The following is a 16,318-nucleotide window of genomic DNA, read 5'->3' on the forward strand; positions in this document are numbered from 1 at the left end:
CGCAAGAACCTGGTTCAGCAAATTTTGATTCGTGTTGCTCATAATGTAAAATTTAAGTGGTTTATAGTGTGACAATTATGGTGAAAATATAAACATCAGTCAACAGGAAAAACCCTGTTTTTTTTAGGGGGAAATCCCCTTTTTTTTGGGTAGGCCCGAGTACTGGGGGCGTCAAGGGAGTAAGGATATCTTTTGGTAATTTTTGGTATGGGGAGAGTACCGCTAGCTACGGTAGGGCGGGGGACGGGAGCATTCCTCTTTCTGTTTATTTAGGCAAACTATTACCGTTTCAGCGTAAAATGGCCTCGGTACACCAATCCGTTTTTAAAGGTGGCTTTAAACCAATAGTCTGAAGAGGGCAGCTGCCGGCCATTATAGGTGCCATCCCACCCACTGCCGTTTAGGTTTAGGGCATACAGAATTTTGCCAAAACGGTTGAAAATTTCCACCCGTTCCACCAGCCCATTGTTGCGGTCCTGCCCCGCCACCTGCCAGTAATCGTGGTACCCATCATTGTTTGGGGTGAAGAAGCTGGGGAAGCCCACCACAAAGGCCAACAGGGTAGTGGTGCCACAGCCGTTCGCGTCCTTCACAACAATGGTATGCTCGCCCGGCGAAACGTTTTCAAAAATGGGGCTTTGCTGAAAGGGGCCATAGTCCAAGGCATATAGATAGCTACCCGCCCCTTCAGCCTGTACGGTTAGGGTTGCGTTGCCCACGTTGCCCGATAATTGGTAGGTAATCTGTGCCGTTTCGGAAGGGACAACGGTGAAGGTGCGCACGCCAGTACAGGCAAAGGTTTCATTATTAATGGTTTCACTTCGGGTTACGGTTACGGTATAGTTTCCGGGCTCGTTTATGGTTATGGAAGGCGTGGTTTCCCCCGTGGACCATAGAAATTCGGTATTGGTGGTGGTTCCTATCAATCCGGAATCAATTGTAATCGTTTCGGGGTAAGTGTTTAGGCAGTATAGTAGTATTTCAGCCCCTTCAAACGCTGGGGTATCTATTACGTTCAAGTGTACTTTGGCAGTGGCCAGGCAGCCACGGTCGCCACCAATGCGCGCATACACAGTCTGGGTGGTGGGCTGGGTGTTGGTGAAGGGCTGGGGCAGCGGGTTGGTATGTTCAATTGCATCCTCATAGGAAAGATGGTAGGTTACTTCGGAATTATTTCCGAAGAGAATTTGCAACGCTGCAGTGGTTTCAGAAAAACTGAAGCTCGCAAAACTCGGGGTGCCTGCTGCAGCGCATTCCACCAGAAAAAAATCGGATACGGTGTTGGTGGTGGTTTTCAGCGTAATTTCAGCCACGCCCACGCAGCCGTATTCCGAAACAATGCGGGCGTAAACTCTTTCGTCCGGCTGGCTGTTTGTATAATTTTCAGGGTTTGGTATGGGTTCCGTATTGTTTTCGGCATGTATAAAACTCTTGTGAAAGGAATATACCCGTAGCAGCGGGTCGCCATTAATGACGGTTGCTTCCGCATCAAAAAGGTTGAAAACAGCTATGCCACTGGCGGTTGGCTCACACTGGTAAAGTTCCGTATTTTGGGGGTTAACGGAATTGCTGTATTCAATTAGAACCTCATCTGTAGCTATACAGGTGTTGCCATAATCTATTGCCACGGAATACATGCCGGGGGTGGTAACGGCTAGTTGGGCGGCAGTTTCCCCGGGAAGGATGGTCCCATCCCTATACCAGGTGTAACCCAAAGGGGTGGTGCCTTGTGGGGTGGCGTCAAGGATATACGTTTCACCATCGCAAAGCGGATTATTGGTTCTAAAACTGCGGTCTGGACCAAGATTGGCGGCAATGTTGAAACTGCCACCCTCCAAAAATACGGCGGAGTCATACCTATAATTTTTTTCATCAGCAATTACCAGTTTTATATGGTAGGGCTGGTTTACGGTTACCGGGGTTTCCGCAACAAGTATTTTGGTTTGACCATTAAAGTTAATGGGGGCGTTAGGGCCATTCCAGCCCTCAAAATACGTTTCGTTAATGGGCGGGCAACTGCCGGGAATTCCCGAATGTACGGTGGTTACCAGTACCGGGGTAGTAGTGCCGGGAACAACGGCAATATTAGTGTAGGTGCCTCCAATGGGTTTTATTAAAAAGGCGAAGGCATCACTATAAATACACGTATTGGGGTCGCCTTCCTGATATTCCTCCGAAGCGAAAAGATAGCGGAACTGTATATTATCTGCATTGGGAACAAAATCAAATTCCAATATGGTTGCGTTGGTTGTATTGCTGATGTTTAGGGCGGTTTCCAGATCTTGGTCGCCATTCCATCCAGGGGCATCGTCATCGCTCAGGCTTGTATTCGGTCCGGGCACGTTTTTTAGCTTGCCAGTACTCATAACTACACCGCGCTGAAATGGGAAGGTACTGCCATTTGCAGTATAATACCCAAAACTTTTGTCGCCATCGGGAAAGTTACCACTTGTGGAAGAAGTTATCTGCACGTTGCTGATGCAGCCACTGTCTATAAGAATATCTTCCACCAGCTGTTGCGGGGTGTAGGTGGTGGCATCTATTTGGATGTTTTGTGCGATTGCCACTGAAACACTGAGAATGGCCAACAGCGCGAAAACGAAAAACTTCATTAAAAAAGGGGATTACTTATTTTTTGAGAGGGCAAATTTAGGTCTTTTTTTCTTTTATAGTCACGCCGTCCTGCTAACCAATTTTATGGAAAAAGAGTGTGACTTAATGCTATTTGTACTCGTTGAATAGCTTTTTCACCGTATCAAAATCGGTTTTTTTGTCCATTTCATAAAAATAAGCAAGTTGCCATTGTTGGGTTTTTAAGGCTATGTTGCTGGTGGGGAAATCCCATATAGGGTAAACACGAAAGCCTCTCTTGCCATCTTTTTTTGCTGTGGAAACAATGCCCTTGGCAATTAAAATGGATTTTGGAAAAACGAATTGCCCTAGGCGGTTGTTATGCTTTGCATTTATAATGAAGAAATGAAAATCGTCCAATTCGGAATAGGGTTGGGTAATGCCAAAATTGTTCCGCTTCCAACAGGTTACGAACTGCCCCACCTTCTTGGGGGTTTGTTTTGCCGTGCGGCCTATGGCCCAATGCCCATCAATTTCAAATCGGCAAGCGTCATATTCCCGACTTTCGGGTTCGGCTGTGTAGTTTGTAATGCTAAGGCCACAGTTGTGGTATGTATGCAGGTTTACTTCCTGCATAAAAGAAGAATTTGGCACTTAATTATTAAATAGGTTTGTTCACCTCAAATTTTAATCCGCTTTGCTGGTCGGTAAAAAATACTTTATCACCGGTTTTGGAAATTTTAAAGGTCATATTGGCGCGGTTTGTAGTAATAGTTTGGGTGCCTGGATTAAAGTTCCATGTAGCATTTTTATGCGAAGTGGTGCTATAGATATAGTTTGCGCCAGATTGTTGTCTTTCCTTTATTTCAAAACTGTTATCTGCATAAAGATTAATTACGGCATGTTGCATTGCGGCGGCCAATTTTGGGTTACTGCTGTTGTTTTCAACATTTACCACTAGCCAAGTGCCCGTAACATCTGCCTGCGTAAGGGATTGGCTTTGTGCGGTAGCGGCAATAAGAATAAAGGCGAAGAGTGCGAGTATATTTTTCATCGGTTTATTTTTTTAGGAATTGTTTGTGCGTTTTTCATAACTTTTGTGAAAGATAGCAAATCTTCAGCTTTTGGAAGCACGCCGGTTCTAAGAATAAGAAAAGTAACCTGTTGTAATTATTTGGAGGCTTATAATACACCTCTTTATTTTATAAATAAAGAAGCCTCATTTCAGAGGCTTCCTTCGGCGTATTTACTAAAATATAAAAAATAAATAAAATTATCGTTTTGTTATTTTAAGTGTCTCGTGTCTATCATTGGGAGTTGTTAGAGTGGCAAAATAAATTCCTGCCGCCCCATTGATTTCTACATCAAGCATCTGTGCATTTTTATAGGTGGTGGAAGAAACAAGTTGGCCAAGCATATTGGTAATGGCAACGCTTATCTCTGGATATTTCGTGCCTAGGTTTATGATGAATCGCCCATTTGTTGGGTTTGGATATGCACTGATTTCCGTATCAAAACCCTTATTTGGAATGCCAAGAATGGCTGCAGTGGTTTCAAACACCCAATAATCATCCAAGCCTCGATTGTTTTCACTTTTATCACCAGAAATATTGGAATCTGAAGAACAGAACATAGCGAAGTTGCCACCTGCCGTTGGCCGGATATAGGGCCCGCTTTCATCTGCAGATCCGCCAATGGAATTTTGCGAGATGATGCTGCCAGAAACATTTAATTTTACCAACCAATAATCATAACCACCATTGCTATTCTCAGTTTTATCACCAGAAATGTTACTGTTGCCGTAGCCCGCAAGCATATACGTATTATCTGCTAATTGTATTAGGTCGCGCAAATAGTCTATACCACTGCCGCCTATAGTGTTTTGCCATACAAGATTTCCATTAGTATCCAGTTTTAGTATCCAATAATCATAATCGCCTTGGGAATTTTCAGTCTTTTCCCCCGAAATATTTGATTTTGAATATCCGCCCAAGAGGTAACCACCGTCGGCTGTCTGTATCATGTTTCTAAATGTGTCACTATCATTTCCACCAATAGTATTTTGCCATTGAATATTTCCGTTGGTATCCAGTTTTGCCACCCAATAATCAAATCCACCTTGATTTTGTTCGGTTTTATCTCCGGAAATGGGAGAGGTAGAAGATCCGCCAATTATAAAACCTCCATCAGCAGTTTGGAAAGCTGCTTGTGGCCGGTCAATCAACGAACCGCCAATACTGTTTTGCCACAGGATGTTGCCGCTACTGTCCAGTTTCAGGGCCCAATAATCACGTTGTCCGTTTGTGGGGTCCGTTTTGTCACCTGAGATATCGCTATCGGAATATCCGCCCGCAAAATAGCCGCCATCAAAAGTTTCAACTACATAAACATCAAATTCGGGTTGTGCACCACCATAGGTTTTTTGCCAGAGAATATTTCCCGAAGAATTAAGTTTTAGAATCCAATAGTCCAAACCACCACGAGAGTTTTCGGTTTTGTCGCCAGAAATATTTGAGTCTGAACTTGCTCCCACAATAAAGCCTCCATCTGCAGTTTGTTTTAGGGAAATCAAGAAATCTTCGCCACTTCCACCTATTGTGTTCTGCCACATTATATTGCCGGAACCATCAATTTTTACAATCCATATATCCGTACCACCATTGCTATTTTCAGTTTTTTCGCCAGAGATATTACTTGTTGAATAGCCGCCTATAACAAAGCCACCGTCGGTAGTTGGTTCAAAAATGGTGGAAAAATCACCTGCACTGCCACCAATGGTTTTTTGCCAAATGATGGCTGGGTCCTGCGCAATGGCAATGCAGTTGCTTAACATTAATACTAAAATTGTAATTGAAATTTTCATAATTTGGTTTTAAGGGTTAGTAGAGTTTTATCGGAAAATGTTGAAGAATGTCATCAATATTTATAATGGCATAGGAAGCAGACGAAATGCCAATTGGCATAGCATTTACTCGATAAAGCTTTCATATTAAGGAGTGTTTTTTATAGAAACCTTTTATAAAGAACAACCCAATAACCAAAAAGAGTTTTTACTTTTGTAATAACTATCAACCAACTATGGCCGAACACCGTTTTATTGTTTCGCACTACTCCCATTCGTTACACTCAGGAACTGTTTCTTGGCAATCGCCCAGCAACATCGCCCTGATAAAATATTGGGGAAAATATGGCCAGCAGTTGCCAATGAACCCCTCTGTGAGTTTTACTTTAAATAACTGCCACACCCGTACATCTCTTTCCTTTGAAAGAAAAAATACTGAAGGCTTTGAGTTTGAAGTGTATCTGGATGGAAAAAGAGAGGAAGGTTTTGAGCCCAAAATCCAGAAATTTTTTGAAAGGGTGGAAGTGTATTTGCCCTTTTTGGCAGATTATAAATTTAAAATAGAAACATTCAATAGTTTCCCGCACAGCAGTGGCATTGCTTCTTCAGCCAGCGGTATGAGCGCGTTGGCATTATGCCTTGTTAGTATGGAAGAGCAATTGGCGCTTGATTATATGGATGATTATTTTTTTGAAAAAGCTTCGTTCCTTGCAAGACTTGGTTCGGGTAGTGCTTGCCGTAGCATTCAAGGACCATTGATTGTGTGGGGTGAGCATCCGGAAATTGATGGAAGCAGTAATCTATTCGGCACAAAATATCCTTTTGAAATACATCCAATATTCACGAATTTTCAAGACACTATTTTATTGGTTGATAAAAGTGAAAAGCAAGTTAGTAGCTCCTTGGGCCACAATTTGATGCTGGACCATCCGTTTGCCGAGCAGCGTTTTCGGCAGGCGAAAGATAATCTTTTAAAATTGATTCCTGTTTTTAAAAGTGGTGATTTATCTGAATTCATAAAAATTGTGGAAAGTGAAGCCCTCTCGCTGCACGCTATGATGATGACCTCAATACCGTATTTCATTTTAATGAAACCAAACACTTTGGAAATTATAAATCGCATTTGGAAATTTCGGGAAGAAACCGCCAGCAATGTTTGCTTCACGCTTGATGCGGGTGCAAATGTGCACGTACTTTATCCACAATCTGAAAAAGATTTCGTTCAAAATTTCATTAAAGATGAACTTTCCCAATTCTGCAAAAACGGCGAATTCATTTTGGATGAGGTAGGTTTTGGGGCTAAAAAAATTCAGCTTTAGAAATTCTAGGTTCGGTGTGGCCATGAAGTTTTACTTCGAAAAATAGAATATAATAGCAGTGCCGCCACAAATGCAGCTAAAATATACCACCACCACGAGATTCCAGTCTGTAAATGAATTGGCGAGGTATCGCCAATGAGCACGAGGCCTGCCCAATATTGTGGTGCTACCGTGCGACCTTCGGCGGTAGCAATGTAACTAAGTTTCGCTTGCCTCAGCGCCTCATCCTTGGACAATCCGTTGGAAATATTCTCATAAAAAAATTCCACAATTTTGGCACTGGACTTTTCGTCTATTTCCCATAAACTGGTAAGGATGCTCTCGCTGCCCGCATAATTAAATGCGTGTGCCAATGATATCATTCCTTCCCCGGCCTGATAGGTTGGTTTGCCGGTTTCACAGGCAGTCAAAATGGCTAGATTGGAGGCAAGATCTATATTATAAATTTCATAGGAATAGAGTGAATTCTCATTATAATTTTCTGCGCCGTCGGTTTTTTTTGCGAAAATAAGACGGCTCAATTCGGGACTTATATTATTGCTTTCAGCGTGGGTGCCAATGTGGATTATTTTGTGTTCCTTGGCCCGATTGATGAACAATTCCTTGCTGGCATTCTCATTTATAAAATAATTCCCATTAAAAACCTTGGCGTAATGTTTAACCAAATCTTCGCTAAAGGGTTGGGGCAACAGCCTTAGATAAGTTTTGTCCAATGCAACTGAATCTTTGATGGTAAGTTTATAATTCTGTTTCATTTCGGCGTTGAAGCCTGGGGCAAATGCAATAAATTCAGAAGAATAATCGGCCACCTTCCCTTTGTCCTTGTATAGCAAAAGACTGAAATTATAGGAAATATCATATTTTGCCAAGAGGCTTATAGTGGTCATTTCCTGAAAATTTCGCATTGGTTTAATGGTAAGGGTTTCAAAACTCAAATTAAAAAGTTCCCGGTCGGGAATAATCACCACTTTTGGGGTATGTACATATTTTTCTAGCGGAAACCAAAGTGCGCGGTAAAGTTCATAAAGTAACGGACGCATTTTTTCAACCGAAAATTCATCATTTTGAAGTTTGGAAATATGATCTTTCACTGAACCATAATTCAGTTTTATCATTTTTTTTATGGATGCGGAAACCACGAAAACATAAAGGTTATCTTCATTGAAAATATACCGCAAAACAGTAGTATTATTGGGAATTTTTTGTTGCAGATCGTGTATGGGTTCCTCCAGGGTGGCATAGCGCATTTTGTAATATTTCGGATACTTATGCTGTAGGGAATCTAAAAATAGCTCCCATTTGTCAGAAGCTTCAAAGAAGGGTGCAATGCTGCTATTTTCAGAATCGTTCAGGGAAGAGACCATTTTTGCTTTTAAAGCGTTTTCCCGTAAAACTACCTCTTGAGGAATATGTTGAAATGCCACGTTGTCCCGAAGGTTCAATCGGGACCGTATGCGGTTGTAGATGCTAGATTCGTGAAGGGCAATCATTTTGTCCAGATACATTTCATCTTTCGTCAACTTGAAAAGCTCGAGCCGAAGATTTTTGGCGAAATTCAATAGTTCCTCATTCTCCGTAATGAGCAAGGTAACATCGCTATTATTGCTCACCACTTTTTTGCGTTGTTCCAAAATGGAGATTCCCTCTTCCACCTGTTGCAACAGTTCCTTTAGGAAAAAGGGATTCTTGTTTTCCATGGAATAATATTTCGATTGGGCGTTAATGAGAAGCGCTTGTGGTTTTCGGTATTGGCTGAGTATGGAATCTGCCGTGGTAATTTTTTCGCCCTTTTCTGTGAAATTGAAGCAGAGCGCCTCTTCGCTATATTTTTCAGCTTCGGAATAGTCTTTCAGTAAATAGTGCACTTGGGCCAGGTTAATAATGTGGTAAAATTCCTGAAGCGTGTTTTTGAAATCGCCGGTGCGGGTAAAATTATACGTTTCTTGGGCCAAGGAAATTGCCTTCTCTCTTTTATTGTTCTTAGCCGCGAATAGCGAATATTCCAAAACATTATCGAGAAAATCTTTCGTATAGGTATTTCCCATTGTTTTCCTGTATACAGTTTCTGCTTTGTCATAAAACTCGGCTGCGCTCTCAATATCCTCCAAATATTCGAAAATAGTTGCGCGTGTTGAGAGGGCTGCAGCTTCCCAATACAAATTGGCACCGGGACTGGTTTTTAACATTTCCAAAGCGTAATCGGCATTTTCGGCGGCACCTTCAAAATCACGGCTGGCGGTTTTCGCCTCTGCAAGAATTATGTTTGAAATAATTAAATTAATGTCATTCTTTTCAAATAACTTTTTTTTCTGTCCGAAAGAATATTCTATTAGTTCCTGTGAACGGGAATATTCTCCCAAGGTATTATAAAATGTTGCCATATTATCGATAACTACGCACTGATGATTCTTTGCTTTTAAAGTGCGCGCTTCATCTGTGGACCGGTTTATGTATTCCTGAAAACCAGCAATCGCCTCTTCGGAAACTGCTATGGCTTCTTGATTTTTACCGAGGGCATTCCACAAAACCGCAAGATTCATTTTTACAAGAGCGGGCCGATAATATCGGTTCATAATATCAGATTCATCGGTTTTTTCCAAAACTTTGACAGCCTCCTGAAAATAGTATTTTGCGCTGTCCAAGTTTGCTTCCTGCCACATCATTCCGCCCAGGGCATTGTATACTTGGTTGTAAAAAACATAGTCGGGTTTTCCAGTTTTTTTCAAAAGTCGCAATGCTTTTCCGTAATGCTTTTTTGAAAGAGGAAAATTACCAAGTTTGGAGGCGTAATATCCCTGCCTGTACTCTATTCCCGCAAGATCAGTATTATTTGGGTCTAGGTTTTTCTTCGCAAATGGAATTGCGGTTGCTAAAAGATTATATGCTTTTTGATGCTGCCCCGCATCGTCATAAATCCAACCCATTTCTGTAATTGCCTCTACTATATAATGCGGTGTGGCGCTGTTTTTTATTTCTTGAACGAGCGCCTCGCCCTTGCTTATTGCCAGAGATTTGTTGCCTTTATTCAGCTTGAAACTGCCTACAAACTGAATGTAACTATACAGACTATCATTAATTTTATTTGAGCTGTAATAGGAAATATTCCTCGCAATTTCGCTTTGGGCTTTTGCGAGGGAATCCTGTTCAACCAACATTTGAATTTGTTTCACAGTTGAAAGTTTTTCCTGCGAAAAAGCGCAACAACAGGAAAGAAAAATGACGCATTGAAGAGCTGAAAAAATAATCCCGCGTTGGTTTGTCATAAGTAATAACCTGAAATTAATCCAATTTTATAGGGGGATATTTTTAAGAAAGGTACAAATAAATTTTTGATTGAAATTTCCCTAAAATACCTGCTATTTTATGGCGTTATGGATAATGGGAAGCTAATATTCCTTTTGGGATAGTGAGCCTTATGAGGTTGAAAGAGACTTATTCACACAACTTTCTGAATATATAATTGTTAAAATTATTATCTTTGTCACGGATTTAAGTTTTAAATTTAAATCCATTTTATCGAAGGAATTAAAATCATATGAACGGCCCCCTTTTTTACTCAAAAATTTTACTCTTTGGCGAATACGGAATTATTAAAGATTCCAAAGGACTTTCCATTCCCTATAATTTTTATAAGGGTGCTTTAAAAATCGATAGCCATCACACCATTTCCACTCATAAATCCAATGCATCACTCAAACGTTTTGCGGAATATTTGGAAACACTTCAGGCAAAAAACCCAGATTTGGTTTCATTTGATTTTGAAGAATTAAAATCGGATGTAGAAAACGGATTGTATTTTGACAGCAGCATTCCGCAAGGTTACGGAGTTGGCAGCAGTGGCGCATTGGTAGCCGCTGTTTATGATAAATATGCCAAAAATAAAATTACCGTTCTTGAAAATCTTACCCGTGAAAAACTGCTTTCCTTAAAAGCAATTTTTGCCGAAATGGAATCTTTTTTCCACGGAAAATCGTCAGGTTTAGATCCGTTAAATAGCTATTTGAGTCTTCCTATTTTAATTAACTCTAAAGATAATATTGAACCTGCCGGTATTCCTTCGCAAACCGAAAATGGCAAAGGTGCCGTGTTTTTATTGGACAGCGGAAGCACTGGCGAAACTGCACCGATGGTCCAGATTTTTATGGAAAATATGAAGCAGGAGGGCTTTCGGAATATGTTAAAGGATCAATTTACCAAACATACCGACGCCTGTGTGGAAGACTTTTTACAGGGCAATGTAAAATCGCTTTTTGGGAATATAAAGCAACTTTCAAAAGTGGTTCTCGACAATTTTAAGCCGATGATTCCTGCACAATTCCATAAACTTTGGAAAAAGGGAATCGACAGCAACGCTTATTATCTAAAACTCTGTGGTTCCGGCGGAGGTGGTTATATGCTTGGTTTCACGGAAGATATTGATGAAGCCCGTAAAGCTTTGAAAGATTATAAATTGGAAGTGGTTTATAGTTTTTAGGAATATCCAATTCTGAAATTTTCTTCAGATTTCTTCAATAAAAATTTATGCTGAACCGAAAACAAAAACTCGTTCTTTTAAAGTTTTTCAGTCTGTTTTCTGTAGTTCGCGGTTATAATATTCTCATAATTGTAATTGCCCAATACCTTACCAGTATTTACATTTTAGCGCCACATTTGCCCGTTCGGCACATTTTGTTTGATGCTAATTTGTTGATGCTCGTCCTCGCATCCTCGTCCGCCATTGCGGCAGGATATATAATAAACAGTTTTTATGACAGTGAAAAGGATTTAATCAACCGGCCGCAAAAAACAATGTTGGACAGGCTTGTGAGCCAGCGCACGAAGCTTTCAACTTATTTTGTACTCAATTTTTTGTCGGTCATCTTTGCGAGCTATGTTTCGTTTCGAGCGGTTTTGTTTTTTTCTATTTATATCTTTTTCCTTTGGTTCTATTCGCATAAACTAAAAAAATATCCATTTATTGGGAACAGTACTGCTGCCGTTTTAGCCGTGGTTCCCTTCTTTGCCATTTTTGTGCATTACGGCAATTTTGATGTAGTAATCTTTGTGCACGCCACTTTCCTGTTTTTGCTTATTTCAATGCGCGAATTGGTAAAGGATCTCGAAAATCTAAAAGGCGATTTGGTCCATGGTTATCGCACAATTCCTGTAGTTTATGGCGAAAAAACTTCCAAAAGAATGCTTACGCTTTTAAGTGGATTGACCTTGGTGCCAATCATATTACTGATTACAAAATTTAAGGAAGAAATAGGCTTTATGGATTTTTATTTCTACGCAAGCATTGCTGGATTGTTAGTGTTTCTTGCGGTTCTATGGTATTCCAAAAGAAAAATGCACTATGTTATACTTCACAATATTTTGAAATTTGCCATAGTTATCGGCGTTTTCAGTATAGTGCTTATTGATGTAGAATTGTTGTTGAATCGATTTTCCTAAAGAGGAAGAGATGTTAGAAAAGAGAAATAGCTGCATTTATTTTTGCGCAAATTTCACATCTTAAACTTTTCCCAGTTTCACAAAAAGATCCCAAACCACAACCCCAACGCTCACCGAAATATTAAGTGAATGTTTGGTGCCAAACTGTGGGATTTCAATCACCGAATCGCTGGCAGTAACCACTTTTTGTTGCACACCCTTCACTTCATTTCCGAAAATTACTGCGTATGTCATTTCTTTTTGAACTGAAAAATCATTCAGGTTTTCGGCGAGCTCGGCCTGCTCTATGGCGGCAACAAATATGCCTTCCTTTTGCAGATTTATTACTACATCCATCACGTTTTCGGCATATTCCCAATCTACACTATCGGTCGCCCCCAAGGCTGTTTTTTGAATATCTTTGTGCGGTGGCTGCGCGGTAATGCCGCAGAGGTAGATTTTCTTCACCAAAAAGGCATCGGCCGTGCGAAAAACCGAACCGATGTTGTTCAAACTGCGAATATTATCGAGAATAATAATAAGCGGCGTTTTTTCCGAAGCCTTGTATTCATCGGGGTTTATGCGATCCAATTCGCTGTTCTTTAATTTGCGGTATTTCATAGGGGTACAAAGTTAGAAGTTATATGTTAAAAGTTATTGGGTTATTTGGTTATTTGGTTATTTTTCTGCGCAATTCTCTGCTTCTCCGCGAAACTTTACGGAATAACTTTTGAGAAATTGTTGATAAAACCCAATAATTCACAATCACTTCATTTTAGGGGAAATGGCATATTTCTTACATTTATAAATTAAATAACCAATAACCAATAACCAATAACCAATAACCAATAACGAATAACCCATAACAAATGTCGAAGAAGGAAACCCCGTTAATGAAACAGTACAATACGATTAAAGCGAAGTATCCCGACGCTTTGCTGCTGTTTCGAGTGGGCGATTTCTACGAAACGTTTGGCGAGGATGCCGTGCGTGCAGCGGGAATTCTAAATATTACGCTAACCCATAGAAATAATGGGGGCGACCGCACTGAACTCGCTGGTTTTCCGCACCATTCCCTAAATACGTATTTGCCGAAATTGGTTATGGCGGGCTGCCGCGTTGCAATCTGCGATCAGCTCGAAGACCCAAAAATGACCAAAACCATTGTGAAACGTGGCGTTACCGAATTGGTAACCCCGGGCGTTGCATTTAATGATGATATTCTAAAATCGAAATCCAATAATTTTTTGGCGGCTGTCCATTTTGGAGCTAAAAATCTGGGCGTTTCCTTTTTGGATGTTTCCACGGGCGAGTTTTTGGTCTCGGAAGGTAATACGGAATATGTGGACAAGCTGCTGCAGAATTTCAACCCTTCGGAAGTACTTTTTTCCAAACAGAAACGGAAGCTTTTTACGGATACCTTCGGAGGCAACTATCATGTTTTTCATTTGGAAGATTGGATTTTTCAAAGCGATTATGCTTTTGAAACACTCACAAAACATTTCGATGTAAAAAATCTAAAAGGTTTTGGGGTCGATCATATGGAAGAGGGGATAATCGCTGCCGGCGCCGCGCTTCATTACTTAAGCGAAACGCGCCACACAAAATTGCAGCATATTTCGCGCTTGTCGCGCATAGCCGAAGATGAATACGTGTGGATGGACCGATTTACCATTCGCAATTTGGAGCTGTATCATTCCAATCAGCAAAACGCGGTTACGCTATTGGATGTGATTGACAAAACCATTTCGCCAATGGGCGGAAGGCTTTTGAAGCGTTGGATGGCGCTTCCGCTGAAAAATCCTGACAAAATTGTACGCCGTCACGAGGTTGTGAGTTTTCTTTTGGACAATCCAATAACGTTGGAAAAAACCCAACAATACACAAAACGCATTGGCGATTTAGAGCGATTGATTTCAAAAGTAGCCACTGGAAAAGTGAATCCGCGCGAGGTTATTCAACTTAAAAATTCGTTGGAAGCCGTTGTTCCAATAAAAGCGCTTGCATTAAATTCCAAAAATGAATCCCTGAAAATTATTGGCGAACAATTGCACGATTGCGAATTGCTTCGGAATAAAATAAAGGAAACACTTTTTGAGGAAGCACCCGTAAACATTTTAAAGGGAAATTCCGTAGCCGAAGGTTTTTCGGAAACGCTCGATGACTTGCGGAATATTTCAGCAAACGGAAAAGGGTATTTAAATGAAATGCTGGAACGCGAAACCAAACGCACGGGAATTTCTTCGCTTAAAATTGATTCGAACAATGTTTTTGGATATTATATAGAAGTCAGAAATACCCATAAAGACAAGGTGCCACAGGAATGGATCAGAAAGCAGACTCTGGTTAGTGCCGAAAGATATATTACCGAGGAATTAAAAGAATACGAAACGAAAATCCTGGGCGCCGAGGAAAAAATCCTTGCGCTGGAACAGGAAATTTTTGCGAAATTGGTGGAATGGATGCTTCAGTTTATTGGTTCGGTGCAGCAAAATGCCGCTTTGATTGCGCAATTGGATTGCCTTTGCTCCTTCGCTACCCAGGCCAAAGAGGCGAATTACACGCGTCCACTTTTAGATGAAACCTTTGATTTGGATATAAAGGAAGGTCGCCACCCGGTAATTGAAAAGCAACTTCCGCCGGACGCGCCGTACATTGCGAACGATGTTTTTCTCGATCGTGAAAATCAGCAAATTATTATGATTACTGGGCCCAACATGAGCGGTAAATCTGCTATACTTCGGCAAACGGCTTTGATTGTTCTGTTGGCGCAAATGGGCAGTTTTGTTCCTGCCAAAGCCGTGCGAATGGGTTGTGTGGATAAGATTTTTACGCGCGTTGGTGCAAGCGATAATATTTCGATGGGCGAATCAACTTTTATGGTTGAGATGAACGAAACGGCGAGTATTCTAAATAACCTTTCAGAAAGAAGTTTGATTCTTTTGGATGAAATTGGCCGAGGAACCAGCACCTACGATGGAATTTCCATCGCTTGGGCCATCAGCGAATATTTGCACGAACATCCATCAAAAGGAAAAACGCTTTTCGCCACGCATTATCACGAATTGAACGAAATGACCGAAACTTTTTCGCGGATAAAAAATTACAATGTTTCGGTAAAGGAATTGAAAGACAACGTACTTTTTCTTCGGAAATTGGTTCCCGGCGGGAGCCACCACAGTTTCGGAATCCATGTTGCAAAAATGGCGGGAATGCCGCAAGCAGTGCTTCAACGGGCGAATAGAATATTGAAAAGACTTGAAAAAAGCCACGCCTCCGAAGAATTGACCGAGGAAATGAAAGCGGTTTCAAAAGAAGAAATGCAACTCAGCTTTTTTAAACTTGACGATCCACTTTTGGAAGAACTTCGCGAAGAGATTTTAGAGATTGATATTGACACACTTACGCCGGTTGAGGCATTGATGAAATTGAACGAGATTCGCCGAATGCTCCAGCGCAACGCAACGGTGAAAATCAAAAAATAAAATTCACAAATAATTTATTGAAAAAGACTTTGCTTTTGAAGTAAAATTTTTAAATTTGCTCCCGCTTTCAATAGGAAGCAGCGTTCATTAAATTTTCTGCGAAAATAGCTCAGTTGGTAGAGCGCCACCTTGCCAAGGTGGAGGTCGCGGGTTCGAATCCCGTTTTTCGCTCAACCTTAAATGCCGATGCAATTCGGCATTTTTTGTTAAGTCTGAGTTGTAATTAACAACTGCTCGAGTGGTGGAATTGGTAGACACGCCGGACTTAAAATCCTGTGACCATTTGGTCGTGCGGGTTCAAGTCCCGCCTCGAGTACAAAGTCTCTTCGTAATTGAAGAGGCTTTTTTTTATTGATTTTATAAAACAAAAAAAGTCCTTTCACCACTGAAAGGACTTTCTGATTTTTTAGCAAAAAATTTGCTTATTGGCCGTCAGTAGCGTCTTCTACAGCATCCTGAGTTTCGTCAGCAGCATTCTCGATAGCGTCGCCAGTGTCCTCAGCAGCTTCCTCGATAGCATCTCCTGTGTTGTCCATAGCATCTTCTACATCGTTAGTTGTAGTTTCAGCAGTATCGTCAACTTTTACTTCTGTAGTTTCTCTGCAAGAGTAAACTGAAAATACTAATGCAAGTGCGGCAAGTGATAAAAATACTTTTTTCATGTTGAAATAGATTAGTGATTAATAGTG

At 40.9% G+C, this 16,318-nt stretch carries 11 protein-coding genes and 2 tRNA genes; 6 read left to right on the forward strand and 7 right to left on the reverse strand.

The genetic code is table 11. The features are described from left to right. Window positions 1-281: 281 nt before the first annotated feature. The 4 genes from QRD02_RS09880 to QRD02_RS09895 form a co-directional block, all read right to left on the reverse strand. Window positions 282-2,612 carry a T9SS type B sorting domain-containing protein gene (locus QRD02_RS09880; RefSeq protein WP_290254784.1) on the reverse strand — a complete coding sequence of 777 codons (2,331 nt, stop codon included), beginning with the start codon at window positions 2,610-2,612 and terminating at the stop codon, window positions 282-284. Between the two features lie 109 nt (window positions 2,613-2,721). Further along, window positions 2,722-3,207 carry a MepB family protein gene (locus QRD02_RS09885; protein ID WP_290254785.1) on the reverse strand — a complete coding sequence of 162 codons (486 nt, stop codon included), beginning with the start codon at window positions 3,205-3,207 and terminating at the stop codon, window positions 2,722-2,724. Between the two features lie 25 nt (window positions 3,208-3,232). Next, a complete protein-coding gene (locus tag QRD02_RS09890) occupies window positions 3,233-3,625 on the reverse strand; it encodes a hypothetical protein (RefSeq protein ID WP_290254786.1) in 393 nt (130 codons plus the stop codon). Between the two features lie 219 nt (window positions 3,626-3,844). Further along, on the reverse strand, window positions 3,845-5,434 hold the full coding sequence (locus tag QRD02_RS09895; RefSeq protein WP_290254787.1) for a T9SS type A sorting domain-containing protein: 1,590 nt from the start codon (window positions 5,432-5,434) through the stop codon (window positions 3,845-3,847). A 215-nt stretch (window positions 5,435-5,649) separates the two neighbouring features. Between QRD02_RS09895 and QRD02_RS09900 the strand changes: the two genes are divergently transcribed. Continuing rightward, window positions 5,650-6,732, forward strand: coding sequence for a diphosphomevalonate decarboxylase (locus tag QRD02_RS09900; RefSeq protein WP_290254788.1), 1,083 nt, complete (start codon window positions 5,650-5,652; stop codon window positions 6,730-6,732). A gap of 5 nt (window positions 6,733-6,737) precedes the next feature. Here QRD02_RS09900 and QRD02_RS09905 read toward each other — a convergent pair whose 3' ends face one another. Then, complete coding sequence (locus QRD02_RS09905) at window positions 6,738-9,902, reverse strand: CHAT domain-containing protein (RefSeq protein WP_290254789.1); 3,165 nt, start codon at window positions 9,900-9,902, stop codon at window positions 6,738-6,740. A 365-nt stretch (window positions 9,903-10,267) separates the two neighbouring features. Here QRD02_RS09905 and QRD02_RS09910 point away from each other — a divergent pair, with 365 nt between their 5' ends. Beyond that, complete coding sequence (locus tag QRD02_RS09910; protein ID WP_290254790.1) at window positions 10,268-11,206, forward strand: mevalonate kinase family protein; 939 nt, start codon at window positions 10,268-10,270, stop codon at window positions 11,204-11,206. A gap of 47 nt (window positions 11,207-11,253) precedes the next feature. Next, window positions 11,254-12,165: a geranylgeranylglycerol-phosphate geranylgeranyltransferase gene (locus QRD02_RS09915; RefSeq protein ID WP_290254791.1), complete on the forward strand. Its 912-nt coding sequence runs from the start codon at window positions 11,254-11,256 to the stop codon at window positions 12,163-12,165. Between the two features lie 60 nt (window positions 12,166-12,225). On the opposite strand, the gene QRD02_RS09920 is transcribed toward QRD02_RS09915, so the two are convergent. Then, on the reverse strand, window positions 12,226-12,765 hold the full coding sequence (locus QRD02_RS09920) for a TrmH family RNA methyltransferase (RefSeq protein WP_290254792.1): 540 nt from the start codon (window positions 12,763-12,765) through the stop codon (window positions 12,226-12,228). A gap of 248 nt (window positions 12,766-13,013) precedes the next feature. Between QRD02_RS09920 and mutS the strand changes: the two genes are divergently transcribed. The 3 genes from mutS (at window position 13,014) to QRD02_RS09935 (ending at window position 15,945) form a co-directional block, all read left to right on the forward strand. Continuing rightward, a complete protein-coding gene (gene mutS / locus QRD02_RS09925) occupies window positions 13,014-15,629 on the forward strand; it encodes a DNA mismatch repair protein MutS (protein ID WP_290254793.1) in 2,616 nt (871 codons plus the stop codon). Window positions 15,630-15,727: 98 nt separating this feature from the next. Continuing rightward, window positions 15,728-15,800 (forward strand) — tRNA-Gly (locus QRD02_RS09930). 61 nt (window positions 15,801-15,861) lie between these two features. Then, a tRNA-Leu gene (locus QRD02_RS09935) sits at window positions 15,862-15,945 on the forward strand. 106 nt (window positions 15,946-16,051) lie between these two features. Here the strand turns inward: QRD02_RS09935 and QRD02_RS09940 are convergent. Further along, the gene (locus QRD02_RS09940) at window positions 16,052-16,291 is read right to left on the reverse strand and encodes a hypothetical protein (protein ID WP_290254794.1); all 240 of its coding nucleotides are present in this window, start codon (window positions 16,289-16,291) and stop codon (window positions 16,052-16,054) included. Window positions 16,292-16,318: the final 27 nt, after the last annotated feature.

The sequence above is a fragment of the Aequorivita aurantiaca genome (assembly GCF_030410135.1).
Lineage (GTDB): Bacteria > Bacteroidota > Bacteroidia > Flavobacteriales > Flavobacteriaceae > Aequorivita > Aequorivita aurantiaca.